Genomic DNA, 20,345 nt, shown 5'->3' on the forward strand with positions numbered 1-20,345 from the left:
CATTACGAATAAGTGTTAAAGCAATAAAGCGGACGTAAATTTCCAGATGCCGGGAAACAAAACTCAATCCTGTCATGCCCATGAAAATGGGCATCCAGAGGTGTGGTGGGGAGAAGAGAAGAAATTTTGAATTATGAATTTTGAATTAAAAGACAAAGGGATGCAATTCTCTGGCATATTGTTTTCAAATGCCCTTCCCCGCTCCTGGATTCCCTCTAAAAACATGAGGGAATGACGCCCCTATGGTACCGTCATGTGCGGAGATTTTCAGGTGCCGGCAAAACACATCCGCCATATATCTTTATACCTATACCTTCTTCATTTTTTCCTGGACAACAGGAATGTCAACTTTTTTCAGGACGCGACACGCGACAAAAAATTTTATCCTTTATCCCTTATCCTTTATCCTTATTTTTAGAGCAGTTCTTCAGATACCGGCAAGTAAGTGTTTCTATTGAAAAGATATTCAATATGGCTTGTATAAATTTTCATGAAATGAAAAATTGAATCTTTAAGTTGAAATTAGCGTAAAAATTATTATTATACAGGTAACCTAATTTTATCAGTTTTACAAATAATCTCAGGAGTAAAATATGCGCCGGAAATTAGTTCTTATTTTTGTGTTTTTTACAATTATATCCTCATTTGCAGGAGACAAACTGTTAACAATGCAGGAAGCTATTCTCGGAAGTTACGGAAAGTTGAGGGTAAGGAATATTAATCAGCTTAAGTGGATTGGCAATTCAAGCGAACTCTCATGTGTTGATTCTCTTAACGGTTTGTACGGCCTTGTAAGGATTGATCCGTTATCAGAAGATAAAAAAATGCTGCTGACTCTGGATTCTTTGAAATCAGCAGTTAAGAAAGTTTCAGAAATAAGTATCCGCAGATTTCCCCGTGTAAACTGGATTAGCAGAGACACGTTTTATCTCTTTTATCATAATAATTTAATTGTCTATAATTTAAGAACAAAATCAGCATGTTTAAAAAACAGTGTGCCTGACAAAGCGCAGAATATCCGGATTCATCCGAAATCATTTAATATTGCATACACTATTGATGACAATCTGTTTGTGTCTCTCTGTTCAGGCGGAAAAATACAGATTACTTTTGACGGGGGAAACGGGATCAAAAACGGGTCAGTTGTTCACAGAAATGAGTTCGGAATAAACAAAGGAATATTCTGGTCTCCGGACGGAAAATATCTTGCTTTTTACAGGAAAGATGAGAGCCTTGTAACTCAGTATCCACTTGTTGATATTGATTCCAGACCTGCCAAAGTAAGATTTATCCGCTACCCTATGACAGGTATGGCAAGCGAGCATGTATCTGTAGGTGTGTATAATATTCTTTCAGGATCTACAACTTTTCTTCAGACAGGAGAGCCTGCGGATAAATATCTGACCCACGTAACATGGAGTCCTGACAGTAAATCTGTTTTTATAGCAGAACTCAACAGGGATCAGAATCATCTTCGGTTTTGCGTTTTTGACCCTGTAACAGGGGAGCGGAGAAAAATCCTTTTTGAAGAGAGGGATAAAGAATGGGTGGAACCCCTTTATGACCCGATTTTTATCAAAGGTAAAAATAACCGGTTCTTATGGTTTTCCATGAGAGACGGATTCAATAATCTTTATCTTTATGATACAAATGGCAGGCTGATAAGGCAGGTTACACATTTAAAAACAGATATCACGGATTTCTCAGGATTTGATCCTGAAAGTAAAAAAATATTTTTTACAGCAGCGGAAAATGACGGGCTTGAACAGCATTGCTTTTCAGCATCATTAAAATCCGGTAAAATTACTCAGCTTACAAAACAAAACGGATTACACAGAACAGATTTCTCAGGGGATGGTAAATATTTTATTGATCGTTTTACAAATCATACTGTACCCCGTATTATTTCTGTGTTTGACTGCTCCGGTAAAAAACAAACTGAGCTTCTTAAAGCGGAAAACCCTGTAAAAGAGTATAAACTCGGGAAGATTGAATATCTTAAAATTAAAAATAAACAAGGTATTACTCTGAATGCCAGAATGATCCTGCCTGCAGGTTTTAATCCACAAAAGAAATACCCTGTAATTGTTTATGTGTACGGCGGTCCCCACGGCCAGATGGTAAGAGATTCCTGGCTTTCCGGCTGGTCTTTATGGTTCCAGTACATGGCAGAGCGGGGCTATATAATTTTCACCTTAGACAACAGAGGGACCAACAACAGGGGCTCAGATTTTGAACAGGCTGTTTTCCGCAATCTCGGAACCTGTGAAGTTGAAGATCAGATGGCAGGTATAAATTATCTTAAAAAACAGTCTTTTGTAGATACGTGCCGGATTGGTGTTCACGGATGGAGCTACGGCGGGTTTATGACAATATCTATGATGACAAGACAGCCCGGAGTATTTAAGGCAGCAGTTGCAGGAGGACCTGTTATTGATTGGCGCTATTATGAAGTTATGTACGGAGAAAGATATATGGATACTCCTCAGTCCAATCCTGAAGGTTACAAAGAAGCAAACCTTTTAAATTATGTTGATAACCTTAAAGGAAAGCTCTTGATAATTAACGGAGCGGTTGATCCGACTGTTGTGTGGCAGAACAGTCTCTCGTACCTTCGTAAAGCAATTGACCTGGGAAAGCAGGTGGATTATTTTGTTTATCCCGGAGATGAGCACAATATGCACGGAAAAGACAGAGTGCATCTTTACCGGAAAATTACTGATTATTTTAAAGCGAAGTTGTAGAAAGGTAAAATAGACAGCAGGGGCTTTTATAACGCTTTTTCATTCCTGTTTTTGAGCTGGAAATTTTTCTGACGCAGAGTAAAGGTATTCAATGAAATATTTCTACCAATCTGCTTGAAAATGGATATGATATTTGAACAATTTAAGAATTATTGGTATATAAACATTTAGAAACAACAATGATTTATATGCATGTTATTAATAAAGGAAGAAATGGAACAAGAAACCCTGCGGATTGTTAGATTAGGTTGCTATTTTGAGCGACAAAAGCTATATTTTAATGAAGAATGATAAAGAACAATGAACATTTAACTAAACGGAGCAGCATGAGATTAGGTAGTTCTAATGAGCAATTTTTACTATTTTCATTAGTACACATAATTTTATGTTCTGTGCTCAATACAAATGAGGACTAATCATGAAATTGAAAGTAGTAGTGCATGAAGCAGAGGAAGGTGGATATTGGGCGGAAATTCCGTCAATTTCCGGTTGTGCAACTCAAGGTGATACATTCGATGAGTTGCTAAGGAATATTTATGATGCTGTTGAGGGCTGTCTTTCAATAGATGTTCAAAATATTCCCGTTTCAGAAAAAGACAGGATAATGGAGATAGCGGTTTGAAACCGGTCAGTGGGAAGCGTTTCTGCCGTATCCTGGAAGCAAGAGGAGAATAAAATGAGCTGCGCACGCTGTCTTCTTTTTCAAGAATATCTTCAAGTATGCGGGGAAAAGTTGCTTCTCCGTCTCCTGTTGATACAATATCAAATCCCATTTTAGCAGTGCCTATGGGATCTCCTTTCGGATGAGGCCCTCCTGCAATTAACACAGGGTCATCGCCAAATTTGTTTTTGATTGATTTTACCTGGTTTATAATGTCCGGTGCATGGTGTGTCATAAAAGAGAACAGAATGATATTTTCTTTTTTTGATGATACTGAATTTATAAGGTCTTTATGGGATGATACAAGACGGATGTCAAATTTTTTATCAATGCCTTTCTGCTCAATTGCGTTTAGAAGAACAATCAGAGTAAAGCTGTTGGAGTTGGTCTTTCTGAAAATAAGATTTGGCTTTTCTCGTTTCATGAATTCAAATATAAGCAGATTTTTTGCGATGGAAAAGTGGTTTTTTAGGTTTGGATTCATATGAGGGGTTGTTTCTCCCTCTGCCATGAACAGTGCGCGGTATGAGGCATGTCTTAGGAATTTTTTAAAAAGATATTTTTATGTTGAATAATTATGTAGTTATATGTAATTTAAAGGTGGAGATCAGCGATGCATTGACAGCATAATTTTATGGATAGATTTAGAGAAAAATACAGAATACCGTCTGCACGATTGAAAAATTGGGATTATCGTTGGCACGGGGCCTATTTTATTACAATCTGCACCAAAAACAGGGAACCCTGTTTCGGCAAAATTGAAAATGGTAGAATGCAATTGTCGCATGTTGGTGTTATTGCCGATATTTTTTGGAACGAAATTAAATATCGTAAAATAAATATTGAATCGAACACATTTATTATCATGCCCAACCATATCCATGGTATTTTAATTTTGAATGATGATACGATTGTAGAGACGTTGCATGCAACGTCTCTACTTGGTTAATTGATTAACGGGAGGGTCTGTATATAAATAAATTAAAATCAAAATGCAAATTCAAGCCGTGCTACTCTCATTGCATCTGACAAAGATTTTTCATACTCTGTTTTAAGAGTATTAATAAGTTCTTTCACAGATAGTATTTTATCTACACGAAATGCATTTGCTCCGGCAAATGCAAATCCATCAAGCATCTTGCCGATTCTTGCATTTGTAAGAGCATTTGCAATGCAGTATGGAGTATTTTTAAAGTCACATGTAATCAAACATTTCCATGGACATTTAAACGGTTTTCGGACTCCCCGTGATACTTCTTCAAGAAAAGTGTTTCTTATAGCTCTGCCGGGCAGCCCGACAGGGCTTTGAATAATCATGATGTCTTTTTCAGAGCATTTAAGATAAGCATCTTTGAATTGGTCAGATGCATCGCACTCATGTGTTGCTACAAAACGGGTGCCCATCTGCACTCCGTCTGCACCCATATTTATGAATTTATGAATATCTCTGCCTGTGTAGATACCGCCTGCAGCTATTACAGGAATTTCATTTTCGCCGAATGTTGTGAATTTACTGACCGCTTCAATAACATCAGGAATAAGATTTTCCAGTGCATAGTCCGGATTACTTATTTGTTCTTTCTTGAATCCGAGATGTCCGCCTGCCTTTGGGCCTTCTACAACAACAGCATCAGGCAGGCGGTCAAAATTTTTCTGCCAGTATTTAAAAATCAGATTTGCTGCACGGCCGGATGATACTATAGGAACAAGTTTGGACTTTACTTTTTTTAGATTTTCCCCGCTGTACTCTTTTGGAAAGTGGAGAGGCAGCCCTGCTCCGAGAAAAAGAATATCCGCTCCTTCATCAATTGAGGCTTTTACAAGATCCTGATAGTCTGTCAGAGCAACCATAATGTTGACGCCGATTATACCGGAAGTTTTCGCCCGGGCTTTTCTTATCTCTTCGCGTAGCAGCCTTGAGTTCGCTTCTCTGTAATTTGCTTTATCATAATTATAGATAGTGCTTAATCCCACAGATGAGATAACACCTATACCTCCCTGGTTTGCAACAGCTGAGGCCAGGCCGGAAAGTGATATCCCTACGCCCATGCCTCCCTGAATTACAGGGATTCTGGCAATAAGATTTCCTATTTTAAGTTCGGGCATATTTTTGTCCAACATTTTTTCTCCTATCAATTGTTTGTCAGATTGAGAAATTTATTCTAATGCTATTGTAAATGGTACTGAATTTAAGAGTTTTTCTCATTACATTGTAATTATAAGTAATTATTTAATAAAGAACTGTAAAAGAAATGTAAAACAGATGCGCCTCCCGGGGATGCTGCTGTATAACTTGTATATCTAAAAAAATATGTTTATATTTGATTGATGTAATTGAGCCCGGTAAAAATTTGTCTATATGAGAAGAGATGAAAAAACAGAGTACATTTTATTATGTTTTTATTTTTGTTATGGCCCAAATTGCCTTGTTTCTGCTAATTGGACTGTGGATTTCATGGTATGTGACCAACTATATTTTGATGGAAAAAGGCGGTATCAGGCTTTTTGGATTTAATGTTAATATTGTAGCTCTTGTAGGAGGCCTGGCGCTTCTCATTGTAATCTCCATAGCAATGACATTGATTTTTATGTATCTGAACAGACAGATGAACCTGACAAAAATGTACGATAATTTCATTGCAAACATAACACATGAATTAAAATCTCCTTTATCTTCAATTCAGCTTTTTCTTGAGACTATTAAATCCAGGGAAGTAGGAGAGAAAAAACAAAAGGAATTTATATTATCAATGCTTAATGATGTCAACAGATTGAACAGCCTGATTAATTCAATTCTGTATATGTCCGGATTTGAAAGCAGTAAAACAGCAAAAAGATATCCTCATAATTACAGGGTTTACAGAGCGGATGAGTTTTTAAAAAAAATAATCCGAGATGAATCTGAGCAGCTCAGGATGCAGAGTAGTGTGGAAATTACAGGTGATACTTCATGCAGATGTGTAATGGATAAGCAGTGGATGAGCATTGTATTTCATAATCTGCTCGACAATGCAAAAAAGTATTGCACCGGAGATGTAAAAATAAACGTAAAATTTGCATGTACGGAGAAGTTTTTTATAGTAGATGTTATAGACAACGGCATTGGTGTACCTGCATCATACAAGAAGAAAATATTTAATAAGTTTCAGCGTATTGAAAATCCCAATAGCCCGAATGTGAAAGGTACCGGATTGGGTTTGTACTGGGTAAAAGAGATAATAAAATATCACGGAGGAGATATTTTTGTTTTTAGCGAGGGGGAAAACAGCGGGACAACATTCACAATAAAGATACCTGTTTATATGGCAACAAAACAGCGTCACATTAAAAATCTTCTTAAATTAAGCAGTTATAAAATGAAGAAAACAGGGAAGTGAAAAAATGTGGAAAAAGAATTTAGAGGCAAGCAGCCGAATTTTACTGGTTGAAGATGAAGAGAGCCTTGCCAAAGGGCTTGAATACAATCTTACAGAAGAAGGTTATGATGTAACATGGGCCGCAGACGGCAAGCTTGCACTGGATAAGATTAACAATGAAAAGTTTGATTTGATAATACTGGATATAATGCTCCCATATATAAATGGATTTGAAGTTGCACAGCATGTGCGGGAGAAGGATCCGCGAATTCCAATACTTATGTTAACTGCGCGGGCGCAGGTTGAGGACAGAATACACGGGCTTGAAGCAGGAGCTGATGATTATATTACAAAACCTTTTCATTTAAAGGAGCTCCTGCTGAGGGTTCGGGGAATGCTCAGACGAAAATCGTGGTATTTTACACATACTCAAAATATTGGCATTGTAAGGTTCGGGAAAAATCAGGTGGATTTCAGTAATCTTTCTTGCATTGCGGAAGATTTATCTTTTACTCTTACTATTCAGGAGGCAACTCTGCTGAGATACCTGATTGAGAACAAGGGGAGGATTGTATCCAGGAAGGAAATACTTGAAAATGTATGGAATATGAATCCTGAAATAGAGACGAGGACAATTGATAATTTTGTTGTCAGGCTGCGTAGGTATTTTGAGAAGGATCCTCATAATCCGGTATTTATCATCAGTGTAAGGGGTGCCGGGTATATGTTCAGGGATGAATAACGAATTAGGATATATGGATATAGAATGGATATCGGGTATTAAGGATACCTGCCATCTATACTGTGAATTTATGAACAATTTTAAAGATTTGAATCTGATAAAAATGAATCGTGAACTATAGAACACTGAACGCTTAATTTTGAATATTTTTATATTTTGTAATCCAATATTCGGGTTACCGTGAAAATTAAATTCCTCATCTCTCTTTTTATTATCCTTGGATTTAAAGATTAATTTTCGTAAAATAGAGTTTTATGATTCTTCCTAGTTCTATTTGGAAGTATTCATTTAATTGTAAGAGAGGATTATTTAAAATACAAACATTCTATTAAATGTTTAAAATTGTTTCTTTGTTAATTTTGATTTTTGTATTCTTTTAATATTGTACAGTTCTTTGTTTTTTAAAGGTTAATTTATTAATTTTGTTAAGATTGCGGGTAGGCACTTTTTTTAGAAAAAAGTGCCCAAAAAATCCCGGCTGCTGAAAATCTCCTGAAATGCTCGGTCGTTCGCTAAAAGTTCGGAACTCTTCCCGATTCTGCTTATTGTATTTTTTTCTTAAAGAGAATCGGGACTCAGACAGCCGAACTTTTTTAACGCTCTCTCCGTCGCATTTCCGGGCGGAGATTTTCAGATGCCGGATAGAAAAAAAGGATGTGCAGTATGTCCTACAACATCTTAAATTGATTGTATTTACTTAATTATTTGATAAATGAAAAGTTGATTAATGTTAAACTTGTTGTGTAAATATGAAAAATTACCAACTCTTTCTATGAAGAACCAGTTTTATTAATCGTTCAGTATCTATCTGTTATCGGCAGGGGTCAGGAAAGGTATACGTGGAAAATAGAGAACCAGTGATGACAAAGGGTGTTGCAACTCTGCTTGGGGATCCAAAGAGAGCAATAAAGAAAATTGCAGTACCTATGATGTTCGGGATGTTTTTTCAGTCCATTTATAATATTGCAGACGGAATTTGGGTGGCAGGGCTTGGTGCGGATGAGCTGGCTGCTGTGGGATTGTTTATGCCGTTTTTTATGATTATTCTATCTCTCGGAGCCGGTATAGGAGTAGGAGGAAGCTCTGCTGTATCAAGAAGAATCGGGAGAAAAGATAAGAAAGGAGCAGACAATACATCTGTTCATACATTGATAATAGGCCTTATTATTTCAGTGGCACTGACACTCCTGAGCCTGCCGTTTATGAAACATATTTTTACCGGGTTAAGCGGAAGTGAGAAAATCGGAGCACTTGCTACTCAGTATGGATTAATCCTGTTCAGCGGGTCTGTTGTACTGATTTTTTCAAATATTGCAAATGCCCTTTTAAGGGGTGAAGGTGATGCAAGGCGCGCAATGTACGGCCTGATTGTAGGCTCAGTTCTTAATATTGTATTGGATCCCATTTTTATCTATGTCCTGGGCCTTGGTGTGGCAGGTGCAGCATGGGCTTCATTAATATCAATGATTGTGGCAGCACTTCTGTTTATCTACTGGCTTTTTATAAAAAGAGATACATATCTGAATATATCCCTCAGCGCTTTTAAATATAATACTTTCATTATAAGTGATATTTTCAGAGTGGGGATACCTTCTTCCTTTGCTCAACTCTCCATGGCGATTGCCATGCTTGTTGTAAACAAGATTGTTGTACTTGCAGGAGGGACAGACGGGATTGCAGTATTTACCAGCGGGTGGCGTATTGTAATGCTTGGAACAATCCCTCTTATGGGTATTGCCATGTCTGTGGTTGCTGTGACAGGTGCTGCATTTGGTGCAAAAGAGAGAGAAAAACTGAAAACAGCTTTTTATTATGCCTTAAAAATGGGAGTATTAATCGAGCTTATAATCGGCGTTCTTGTTCTTATTTTTGCAAATCAGATTGCAGTAATTTTTACTTATTCAAAGGGCTCGTCAAGAATATATGTTGAATTGGTTAAGTTCCTGCGTATAATTACAATAATCTTTCCTACGGTGCCTCTCGGTATGCTTACTTCAGCAATGTTCAGGGGAGTGGGAAAAGGTTCGCGTTCTCTCATTGTAACACTTCTCAGAACAATTTTGCTTCAGGTACCTCTTGCATATATTTTCGGAATTATTTTTCACTGGGGATTAACAGGCGTGTGGTCCGGTCTGATATGTGCAAATCTTATAGCAGTAGTCGCGTCATTTTTGTGGGGAAAACACACTGTAAACACACTCCCATTTGATACTCGTTAAATTTTAATCTGTTATTTCCTGTTAAATATGGAAAAAAAGGAGCGTGATTTCCTATAAGGCTTTTCTTCCATTATTGATTCCAGCTCTCTTTTAAAATTATCCACATCTTTGTGTACGCTTTTCATAATAGATTTTGCCTTATGAAAATCAAGTATTTGAATGTTCTCAAGCCTTGGCTTTACATATAGTTCCGGTTTGTTTTTCTTTAAATGTCCTTTAACGACAATGGATTCCATTATCTGAAATGTATTCATGACCGCATCAAAAACAGATGGGCGCAGATGTCTTCTCGGCGGAACCATAGTCCCTGATACGTCAATGGCAATAAGCACATCACACTGGTTTCTAATAACACTCATAGGCAGAGGGTTAATTATACCTCCGTCCACGAGAATGGCATTGTCAATCTGGTGAGGTATAAATATACCAGGAATAGATATGCTTGACCTGATTGCTTCTATAAGGTTGCCGGAATCAAAAACAACTTCTTTTCTTTCCCAGAAATCAGTCGCTATAATTTTTAATGGAATAGAAAGCTCCTCAAATGTACTTACTGGAAGATGCTCTTTTAAAAATCCGGTAACCCCGTTGCCTCTTACTATACCAGATGATTTTAGTACATTAAGGTCAAGCATTTTACCAATTTCAAGGATTGATATATGCTCTGTCAAATCTTCCAGTTCTTTTCCTGTCATACCTCCGGCATAAAATCCGCCTATAATAGACCCGATACTTGTACCTGAAATAATAGAAGGTTTAATACCAAGTTCATCGAGAGCCTGAATAAACATAATGTGGCTGAGTCCTCTTGCTCCGCCTCCGCCAAGTGCAAGTCCGATTTTTTTCATATTTGTATTCCGTTTTAATTAAAAAGTATGTTTGGCAGCGATCGGCATTCTTCTTCCTGAGCCGAAGGCTTTTGATGTGATTTTAAGTACAGGAGGTGCCTGACGGCGTTTGTATTCATTTTTCCATACAGCATCAATAATCCATTCAACAGTGTCAGGATCAAATCCTCTTTTAATAATTTCTTGTTTTGATATACCCTGCTCTATGAATAATTCAAGAACAGCGTCAAGTGTTTCATATGGAGGCAGAGTGTCCTGATCTTTCTGATCAGGTTTAAGCTCTGCTGAGGGAGGTTTATTAATAGTTGATTGGGGAATAATATTTGTGCCGCGGTTTATGTAATCTGCAATTTTGTAAACCAGACTTTTCGGAACATCTGCAAGAACGGAAAGCCCTCCGCTCATATCACCGTAGAGTGTACAGTAGCCGACAGACATCTCACTTTTGTTGCCGGTTGTAAGAACAAGATATCCGAACTTATTGGAAAGTGCCATAAGGATATTGCCTCTTATGCGTGCCTGAATATTCTCTTCTGCCACGTCTTCGCCTGTTTCCGAAAACAGCGGGTTTAAGGTCTCTTTGTAGCTTTTAAAGGTGCTGCCTATTGGCACGGTTATAAATTCTATTCCAAGATTCTCTGCAAGATTTTTTGCGTCAATAAGGCTGGATTCAGAAGAAAAGGGGGAGGGCATAGCTACACCTGTAATATTTTTGCTGCCTGCTGCTCTGCATGCAAGAGCACAGGTTACTGCGGAGTCAATCCCTCCTGACAGGCCGAGGACTGCCTTTTTAAAACCGCATTTTCCCATGTAGTCTTTTATTCCGAGTACGAGAGCATCATGGGCTGCTTTAACAGGATCAAGAGGTTTGAAATCAACGGGAGTACCGGATTCCGTATTCAGTGTTTTAATCTCTTCTTTAAAAGAGGAGAGTATCTGTATCATATCTCCTCTGTCATTAAATACCATAGACCGGCCGTCAAAAATCAATTCATCATTTGCACCTGTTTGATTCACAAAGATAAAAGGGATATTGTGTTTTTGTACATGGCTTTTTATTAGATTAAAACGGAGATATTCCTTGCCAAGGGTAAATGGAGATGCCGATATATTTATAATTATAGTTGCTCCCTTATGTGCCAGAATTTCAACAGGATCTACCCTGTATCCGGGATTTGGGAGAATTGCAGGATTATTCCATGCGTCCTCGCAAATTGTTATTCCTATCTTCTCATTTTTAAAATTAAAAATATCAATATGTTCAGCAGGAGTAAAATAGCGTTTTTCATCAAAAACATCATATGTAGGAAGAAGTGTTTTACGCTGCTTAAATAAAATTTTTCCGTTTTGTACCAGAAAAGCAGTATTGTAAAGATGAAAAGAATCAGATTCTTCAATTCTTTCAAAATTACCGCAGATTATACCTGTATGCGGAAAATTCTTAGTGATTTCAATAAGGGATTGAAGTGCTTTTTCCGACGCGTCTGCAAAGTCGCTTCGTTCGAGAAGGTCCTGAGGAGGATAACCTGCAAGAAACAGTTCCGGAAAGATTACAAGGTCTGAATTTTCATTTTCTGCTTTCTCAATTGTATTTTTGATTTTAATCAGATTCTTATTAAAATCGCCTATAACGGAATTTAATTGTGCAAGAGTTATTCTCATTTGGCCTACGTATAAGTTTTTTAATAAAATAGCTTCAGAAGAATATAACGATAAGTCGGAAATATGTCAATTTCTTTCTTGGGAAAAACATTCCAAATGATTACTAGGCAAGATTTGCCGAAATTGGCTGTTAAGGCTATAATATATTATTAAAATAATAAAAATAACTCAATTATAAACAGTATGATAGCCCCATATAAACCTCTGTGGTATGAGCTTTGCTTTAAAAGGGTGTGGCATCAGACCAAATTTAATACGGAGATAGTAAATGAAGGTGAAAAATAATAAATTCAGAAGATTAACAATATTACTCAGCATTGCAGGTTTGCTGCTTTTGTGGGCTGGAAGTATTGCCGCAACTCTTGAACTTTCCTGGCAGCCTAACACAGAGCCTGATCTTGCAGGATATAAAATATATTACGGCACATCAGGGAGCGGAGTTTATTCCATTATCATTGATGTCGGAAATGTTAATACCTATGACCTGACAGGGCTTAGTATTGGGGCTACGTATTACTTGGTTGTGACAGCATACGATGAAAACGGGAATGAGAGTGGTTATTCCGAGGAGGTCAGCTATCAAATTAAGGATGTAGATCCGCCGGTCATTACCTCAGCATCATGTGTTATGGTTGACAAAGTTGTTGTGACATTTAACGAGCAGGTTGAAAAAATATCAGCAGAATTGGAATCAAATTACTCCATAAATAATGGCGTTACAGTACAGACAGCTGAACTTCAGAGTGACAATAAAACAGTTTATCTGTATACAACTTCTCATTCAAACGGCAATTATATTTTAACAATAAACAATGTACGTGACAGAGCATCTGTTCCAAATGCAATTGCAGCAGACACTCATGCACAGTATTCATGGACAGGAAACGACGAAACACCTCCGCGTATTGCAGATTTGGAGCTTAAAAATGATGATTTTATAGTTATAGAATTTTCGGAACCGGTTGAACAGAGCTCTGCAACAGATGTTTCGCATTATTCAATCTCTCCGGCTGTACAGATAAATTCAGTTGATATAGCTGGTACGTTCAGAAAAGTGTATATTACTACAGCAGAGCATACAAGGGGACAAAATTACACTATGACTGTTAATGGTGTGAAAGACGGGGCTGGAAATGTTATGAATTCAGTGCATGAAAATTATTCATGCATTTCCGAAGACACAGATCCGCCTGTTTTAACTGCTGCAAGGATAAATAAGGACGGTGATGAGATTGTTCTTGAATTCAGTGAAACTCTTGATCAGGCAAGTGCTGAAACAAAGTCTAATTATTCAATTTCCCCTTCTGTTTCCATTACATCTGTATCTTTGAATTCGGATCAGAAATCAGTAACGCTTCAAACAGCAGTGCACAGCGCAGGTGAATTCGAAATTACAGCCTCAAATGTCGGAGATAACGCGAATCCTCCGAATTACATTTCATCAGGGGTGTTGAGTTATACATACACACCTCCTGATCATACACCCCCTGCCATAGTCTCTGTAGAAATACCCAATAGTAATTTACTGCAGGTTACTTTTTCAGAACCTTTGGAAGGTGCAAGTGCTGAAAATGTTTCCAATTATTCCATATCACCGCATATAAAAATAAACAATGCGACTCTTGATGTTTCCGGAGAAAAGGTACTTTTGGAAACAGAGGAGCATCAGGCAGGAAGTTATTCATTGACTGTAAATAATATCCGTGACAGGGCTGAACAGCCTAATACAATAGCTTCGGGATCTTCAAAGAGTTATGAATACAATCCTCCTGATACGGATCCTCCCTATGTAACAGAAATTGACCTTCACGGAGAGGATGTCCTTGAAATTGTTTTTAATGAATCTCTTGACAGAACTGCAAGTGAAACTGTAACCAATTACCAGATATCTCCTTCTGTTGAGATTAAAAGTGCAGTTCTCGTAGGGGATACGCTTAACAGAGTCTATCTTTCAACAGGTAAACACATACCTGGGGGTACTTACACAATATCCATAAGCGGAATCAAAGACAGAGCTCCTGCTCCCAATATTATAGCATCCGGTACAACAGCGGAATATACTTGTCCGGTTATTGACAATACTTCTCCGAGATTAGTTACTGCTGTGCTGCAGGGGAACAATTTTCTTAAACTTGTTTTCAGTGAAGCAGTTGATCAGACATCTGCAGAAAACAAATTGAATTACAGTATTGCTCCTTCTCTGAACATTGAAGAAGCAACTCTTGATGCATCTTTGAAAATAGTATTTCTTAAAACAGCAAGGCACCAGCCCGGTACGGATTATACAGTGACAGTTACAGGAGTTAAAGACAGGGCGAATCCTGCTAATGTTATAGGAACGGAAAATAGTGTAAATTACAGATGTGAATCGGTAGATAACATCCCGCCTGAACTTTTACGTGCAGATCTTCACGGAAATGTTCTGCTTGAGCTTAGTTTCAGCGAACCTCTTGATAAGGTTTCCGCACTTAATTCCGGGAATTATTCCATAGACAATGGGATTTCAATTGAACAGGTTTCAATGAGTGAATCACAGATGCAGGTGTTTTTAAAAACAAGCCAGCACCAAAAAGGAACGTACACGGTAAAAGTAAATAACTTGCGAGACCTTGCGGAAATTCCAAATACAATTGAACCGAATTCCAGTTTTGAATATACTTATACTCCGGTTGATACTATAAGCCCTGTTGTTGCGAGTGTATCCACTATCAATAAAAATACAATTGAAATTGTGTTTGATGAAGCACTTGATAGAAATTCTGCAGAAACAACGGATAACTATAGTATAAACAATGGTGTGGTTGTTCAGAAAGCAATATTAAATTCATCTCTTTCAATTGTTTACCTTCAGACAACAGAGTTCAATCCCGGCAACTATGTACTTACGGTTAAAAACATCACGGATGCATCGGAAAATGCAAATAAAATTCAAAATACTTCAATACAGTATGTTTATCATGTTCTGGATGAAGTATCGCCGACATTGGCTTCAACTGAGGCCAAGAGCTCTAAAATGGTACTTGTTACTTTCAGTGAACCAATGGAAGCTGTGAGTGCGGAAAAAATTACGAATTATACAATCAATCCAGGGATTCAGGTAACAGGAGCGTATCTTACATCTTCAGACAAACAAGTTGTATTGGAAACATCGGAGCATGCTGCAGGCGAGTACACTCTAACTGTAAACGGAGTGCGGGACGCATCTTCTTCACACAACCCGATTGCCCAATACAGCACAATAAATTATACATGGAGCCCTGCAGATACTGTAAAGCCTAAACTTGTATCTTATAATCTGCCGACTGACAGCTATCTTGAGCTCTTTTTCAGTGAGCCGGTTAATGACGATCAGGCAAATAATAAAGTAAATTATACAATAGATCCGCCGGTCCAGATAATTAATGCAAGTTTGAGTTCAAACCTTGATGTTGTAGGCCTTGTCACAAGCAAGCATGCGCCAGGGACATATACGGTTACTGTAAATAATATCACAGACCGTGCATTTAATCCAAATGTTATCGGAGGACACAACAAGTTGACTTACACCTATATTCCTCCTGATACGGTAGGGCCGAAACTTATTGCGTTAAAAGTCAATTCTCCACAGTCTATGGCGCTTATTTTTGATGAAGAACTTGACAGGGAAACTGCGGAGAATATAGCTAATTACAGTATTGATAAAGGAATTCAAATTAGCGATGTCAGCCTCCTTGCTTCTCTGACAACAGTACATATTGAGACTTCACCGCATCAGCCGAGTGAAACATATACTATAACAATTTCAGGGCTGAAGGACAGGGCACCGTCTCCGAATGCTATCAGGTCTCCGATTAAAAAGGCATATTCGTATGACCCTCCTGATACTGAAAAACCAGAGCTTGTCAGTGCCAAGCTTATAAGCGGAGCAAACCTTGTTGAACTTGTTTTCAGTGAGAAAATAGATAAAAAAACAGCGGAAAACAGGGAAAACTATATTATTGATCCAAGTGTTGAAGTTAATCTTGCAACATTGGATACAGTTACATTGAAAAAGGTGAGGCTGGAAACAACAGATCATCGCCCTGGTATTCAGTATTCTGTAAGTGCACGTAATATAAAAGATCTCGCGCCTGTCCCCAATGTTATTGATGCTTCCAAGTGGGTACATTACCAGATGCCCGGCTCAGGCAGTATGGCTGATAACACACCCCCTCAAATTTCCAGAGTGGATGTTGTCTCGAGGAATAAGATAGATATCGTTTTTTCGGAGCCTGTAAATAAAGCAACTGCCGAAAATGTAAAGAATTATGTAATAAGTGATACAATTAAAGTTGTTGAGGCAAAACTTGATACTGACAAGGTAAAAGCAGTATTAACAACGAGCAATCACATATATGGTAAATCATATACTATTTCAGTAAAGAGCATTAAGGATGCCTCTCAATACCAGAATGCAATGAGCAGTGAAACGGATGTTAAATATCTGATTACAAAAGAAGCTGCTTTGAGTAATGTGAACCGCCCTGCATATCAATTTGCTATTCTTCATTTAAGCGATAAGAGCTATGTGGACCGCAGTTATACAATTGAACAGATTCCTGCATATCTTGACAGCATACCGCGTGTTGTTACGGCAAATGATGACAAGATGTCAGACGGCAGCAGTTTCTTGAGTTTTGAACTTTGGGGAGAAGCAACGGTTTATGTAGCATTTGACAGGCATATAGAATCATTGCCCTCATGGCTGAGCAACTGGAAACAGACAGGAGATCAGCTTGTTGATTCCAGGGATAATGTTTTTATGCTTTTCAGCAGGGAGTTTTCAAGCGGAAGAGTTGTACTGGGCGGGAATAAAGGTACAATGGATGATAACATGTATATGGTCTATATTGAACCGAGGACAGATTCAAAAGCAGTTATAGCGAGCCTCAGCAAAACCTCCTATGATGTAGAACATATTTCAGTAGGGGATACCTGTTATATTGACAGGCCTCATACAATTACATCAATTCCTTCTCAATTGGAAGAGCTCCTCTGGATACGAACCGCAAATGATGATAAACTGAGCACAGATCCGCTGAGTTTCCACCTGAATAAGGCATCTGTGGTTTATGTGGCGCATGATAAAAGAATTACAGAGCTTCCTGACTGGCTTTCAGGCTGGGATGAATTAAATGAGCAGATAAGCAACTCCCGTTCTGACAAATACAATATATTCTATAAAAAGTTTTCAGAAGGTGATGTAGAACTCGGCGCAAACGGAGGTACTGCGGAAGATAATATGTATTTCGTTTTGATAAAACCTGTTGATGAAAAAGATAATTCCGGAGCAGGGCCGAAGATTCCGAAGAAGTTCGAGCTTTTACAGAATTATCCGAACCCGTTTAATCCTTCTACGCATATAAGGACTAATATCAGGTTCAAAATTAATGATAACAGAGATGTAAATCTTGTTATTTACAACATTCTGGGCCAGGCTGTGAAAGAGTTTAATCTTTCGCAGGATCAGCTCAGAACAGGCGTTGTACATGAAGTTGTATGGGACGGCAGAGATAATAACGGAGCTATTGTTGCAAGCGGAGTCTATTTCTGCAGGTTAAAGGTCGGGGCTTTTGCATTGACACGGAGAATGCTGCTTCTGCGGTAGGGAGATTAAAAGAAGATGATATATGCTTTAATTATAATTATAGGACTTGCATTCGGAAGCTTTTTAAATGTTGTAATTTATCGTCTTCCCCTGAAACGGTCAATTGTAACGCCAGGCTCTTTCTGCCCCTCATGCGGACAGCCCGTAAAATTTTATGATAATATTCCTGTGTTAAGTTATTTGATTTTAAAAGGAAGATGCAGGTATTGCAAGAGTAGAATTTCAGTGCGGTACCCTCTTGTGGAGAGCCTTTATGCAGTATTGCTCATAGTTCTTTTCCTGAAATTCGGGTTTTCCGGAGAATTTTTCACATATTCGGCCTTAACATTTTTTCTCATACCAATAAGTGTTATTGATATTGACCGCGGTTTGATATTAAATAAGCTCGTTTTGCCGGGTTGCATTCTGGGCATTATTCTTGTGATTATATTACAAATTGAAACGTGGCAGAGTATGCTGTACGGAGCTGCAGCAGGAGGGGGCTCGGCTTTCCTGATAGGATTACTGGGGAATTTTTTCCTGAAAAAAGAAAGCATGGGTATGGGAGATGTGAAACTCTTAATATTAACAGGCATTTACGTCGGATTTCCAGGTGTTTTGCTGGGATTTTTTTACGGCGTTTTTATAGCTGCACTATACATAATTGTAAGGATGGCCCTGAAACAGTTGAAAATCGGGGAAACCATTCCTTTTGGTCCGTTTATTGCAATAGGAACCCTTGTACATATCCTGTTCGGAAAAGCAATTATATTATGGTATTTAGGATTGTTTTAAGAACAGATATGTATGTGCGGGGTCAGGGAGACATGATTAATGAGAATTGAAAGGAGCAATGAGACAGCAACTGTTGCTACTGACGCGGAAGATTCCTTTCAGAGTCCGGTTACTGAAGTTCAGGGGAAGAAGAAGGTTCTCGTTGTTGATGATGATCCGCTTGTAGTAAAAGTACTTCAGGATCCCCTCAAGAGAGCAGGTTACGATGTAGAGGTAGCCTCTCATGGATTGGAAGCTCTGCAGAAAGTAAAGGAAAAAAGGCCCGATTTAATAATCCTTGATATACTTATGCCCCTGATGGACGGGTTTAAAGTAGCAAGGTTTTTAAAATTCGATAAGAGGTTTAAAGATATTCCTATTATAGTATTAACCTCAAGGGCTACTGAAGGTGAAAGAAAGATGGGAGAAAAAGTTGGAGCTAATGAATTTTTATACAAACCGTTCAGGCTCCCTCATGTTTTGGATGTAGTGCAAAGGTACTTAAATGCTTAGTACGGCAAAGACAATTGATTATCGTGTTGACCAGGACAACGGCAGAACTATTGCCAGAGCCCTTGTTGAGAATAAGCTTGTCACTCTTGAGCAGGCAAAATCTCTGCTCGCAGAAGTCAGAGACAGCGGAGGAGATAAGAATTTTGAGCAGCTTCTTATTGATAATCAAGTATTGGATGAAGAGTCGATTTTAGAAACAAAGGCAGCTTTGTGGAATGTTCCATATATTGATTTGAGTAATTACGAAGTTGATCCTGAAGTTCTGGACTTAGTTTCTGATAAAGCTGCACGTCAGTATAAATTTTTTCCCCTTTTTCGTATAGACGGGACACTGCTCATAGCTATGTCCGACCCGAAAGATGTAAAAATTATTGATAAAGTTACACAGATTACGCAGCTTGAGGTGTCACCTGCACTATCTTCCGGAAAAGCAATTTCAGATGCAATAGACCGTTATTACGGCAAAGCGGAAGAGGTTCCGCCTGAAGTGGCAGTCTCTAATGAAGAACTCCAGGATCTGTTGGAGAGCATAGAATCTGAAGACGAAGAAATAGAAGAAGAAAAATCGACACAGGACCTTGAGCGCCTCGCAGAAGAGGCTCCTGTAGTAAAAATGGCGAACATGGTGCTTATTCAGGCCATTGTAGAGGGCGCTTCAGATGTGCATTTTAATCCTGAAGAGACAGAGCTTCGCGTAAGATTCCGTGTTGACGGAGTGTTGCGGGATGCTTTTCATCTTCCCAAAAATCTGCAGGAAGCAATTATTTCAAGAATAAAAATTCTGTCTAATCTTGATATTGCAGAACATCGTATTCCTCAGGACGGACAGCTTAGGCTTAAACTTAAAGACGGCAGAAGTATTGATATTCGTGTTTCAACTCTTCCTTCAGCCTATGGTGAAAATATGGTGCTGAGAATTCTTGATAAGAGTGCAGCGCTGTTAAATCTTGAAAATCTGGGGTATGAGGAAGACACTTATAAAATAATAAGCGATATCCTCTCCAACTCCTACGGCATTATGCTTGTTACAGGGCCTACCGGAAGCGGTAAGACAACTACTCTGTATGCTGCATTAAACAGATTGTCAACAATTGAAAAAAATGTAATTACACTTGAAGACCCTATTGAATACAGGCTGCCCCTTATAAGGCAGTCACAGGTTAATGTTAAAGCGGGAATGACATTTGCTAAGGGCTTGAGGGCAATTTTAAGGCAGGATCC

General features: G+C 38.3%; 13 protein-coding genes. 10 read left to right on the top strand and 3 right to left on the bottom strand.

Features of this window, described 5'->3' with window-relative positions:
* Positions 1 to 593: 593 nt before the first annotated feature.
* The 3 genes from J7K93_01695 (at position 594) to J7K93_01705 (ending at position 4,354) form a co-directional block, all read left to right on the top strand.
* The gene (locus J7K93_01695) at positions 594 to 2,744 is read left to right on the top strand and encodes a S9 family peptidase (protein MCD6115702.1); all 2,151 of its coding nucleotides are present in this window, start codon (positions 594 to 596) and stop codon (positions 2,742 to 2,744) included.
* A gap of 418 nt (positions 2,745 to 3,162) precedes the next feature.
* A complete protein-coding gene (locus J7K93_01700; protein ID MCD6115703.1) occupies positions 3,163 to 3,366 on the top strand; it encodes a type II toxin-antitoxin system HicB family antitoxin in 204 nt (67 codons plus the stop codon).
* Between the two features lie 673 nt (positions 3,367 to 4,039).
* A complete protein-coding gene (locus J7K93_01705; protein ID MCD6115704.1) occupies positions 4,040 to 4,354 on the top strand; it encodes a hypothetical protein in 315 nt (104 codons plus the stop codon).
* Between the two features lie 38 nt (positions 4,355 to 4,392).
* Here J7K93_01705 and J7K93_01710 read toward each other — a convergent pair whose 3' ends face one another.
* Positions 4,393 to 5,526, bottom strand: a complete 1,134-nt coding sequence (locus J7K93_01710) for a nitronate monooxygenase (protein MCD6115705.1) — start codon at positions 5,524 to 5,526, stop codon at positions 4,393 to 4,395.
* 248 nt (positions 5,527 to 5,774) lie between these two features.
* Between J7K93_01710 and J7K93_01715 the strand changes: the two genes are divergently transcribed.
* From J7K93_01715 to J7K93_01725, 3 genes are all read left to right on the top strand, one after another.
* Entirely contained in the window at positions 5,775 to 6,782 is a 1,008-nt protein-coding gene (locus J7K93_01715; GenBank protein ID MCD6115706.1) for a HAMP domain-containing histidine kinase, read from the top strand.
* Between the two features lie 4 nt (positions 6,783 to 6,786).
* Positions 6,787 to 7,503: a response regulator transcription factor gene (locus tag J7K93_01720; GenBank protein ID MCD6115707.1), complete on the top strand. Its 717-nt coding sequence runs from the start codon at positions 6,787 to 6,789 to the stop codon at positions 7,501 to 7,503.
* Between the two features lie 860 nt (positions 7,504 to 8,363).
* The gene (locus J7K93_01725) at positions 8,364 to 9,722 is read left to right on the top strand and encodes an MATE family efflux transporter (protein ID MCD6115708.1); all 1,359 of its coding nucleotides are present in this window, start codon (positions 8,364 to 8,366) and stop codon (positions 9,720 to 9,722) included.
* An 11-nt stretch (positions 9,723 to 9,733) separates the two neighbouring features.
* Here J7K93_01725 and J7K93_01730 read toward each other — a convergent pair whose 3' ends face one another.
* Both J7K93_01730 and J7K93_01735 read right to left on the bottom strand, forming a co-directional pair.
* On the bottom strand, positions 9,734 to 10,570 hold the full coding sequence (locus tag J7K93_01730) for a patatin-like phospholipase family protein (GenBank protein ID MCD6115709.1): 837 nt from the start codon (positions 10,568 to 10,570) through the stop codon (positions 9,734 to 9,736).
* A gap of 18 nt (positions 10,571 to 10,588) precedes the next feature.
* The gene (locus tag J7K93_01735; protein MCD6115710.1) at positions 10,589 to 12,232 is read right to left on the bottom strand and encodes an NAD+ synthase; all 1,644 of its coding nucleotides are present in this window, start codon (positions 12,230 to 12,232) and stop codon (positions 10,589 to 10,591) included.
* Positions 12,233 to 12,500: 268 nt separating this feature from the next.
* Here J7K93_01735 and J7K93_01740 point away from each other — a divergent pair, with 268 nt between their 5' ends.
* The 4 genes from J7K93_01740 to tadA all read left to right on the top strand — a co-directional run.
* Positions 12,501 to 17,858: an Ig-like domain-containing protein gene (locus J7K93_01740; protein MCD6115711.1), complete on the top strand. Its 5,358-nt coding sequence runs from the start codon at positions 12,501 to 12,503 to the stop codon at positions 17,856 to 17,858.
* Between the two features lie 15 nt (positions 17,859 to 17,873).
* Positions 17,874 to 18,632 (top strand): prepilin peptidase, encoded by a 759-nt coding sequence (locus J7K93_01745; GenBank protein ID MCD6115712.1) that lies wholly within the window; start codon positions 17,874 to 17,876, stop codon positions 18,630 to 18,632.
* 39 nt (positions 18,633 to 18,671) lie between these two features.
* Positions 18,672 to 19,124 carry a response regulator gene (locus tag J7K93_01750; GenBank protein MCD6115713.1) on the top strand — a complete coding sequence of 151 codons (453 nt, stop codon included), beginning with the start codon at positions 18,672 to 18,674 and terminating at the stop codon, positions 19,122 to 19,124.
* On the top strand, positions 19,117 to 20,345 hold a 1,229-nt coding region (gene tadA / locus J7K93_01755), incomplete at its 3' end, for a Flp pilus assembly complex ATPase component TadA (protein MCD6115714.1). The genes J7K93_01750 and tadA, both read left to right, overlap by 8 nt.

The organism is bacterium, from assembly GCA_021158245.1.
In the GTDB taxonomy this organism is placed as follows: Bacteria; Zhuqueibacterota; QNDG01; order QNDG01; family QNDG01; genus QNDG01.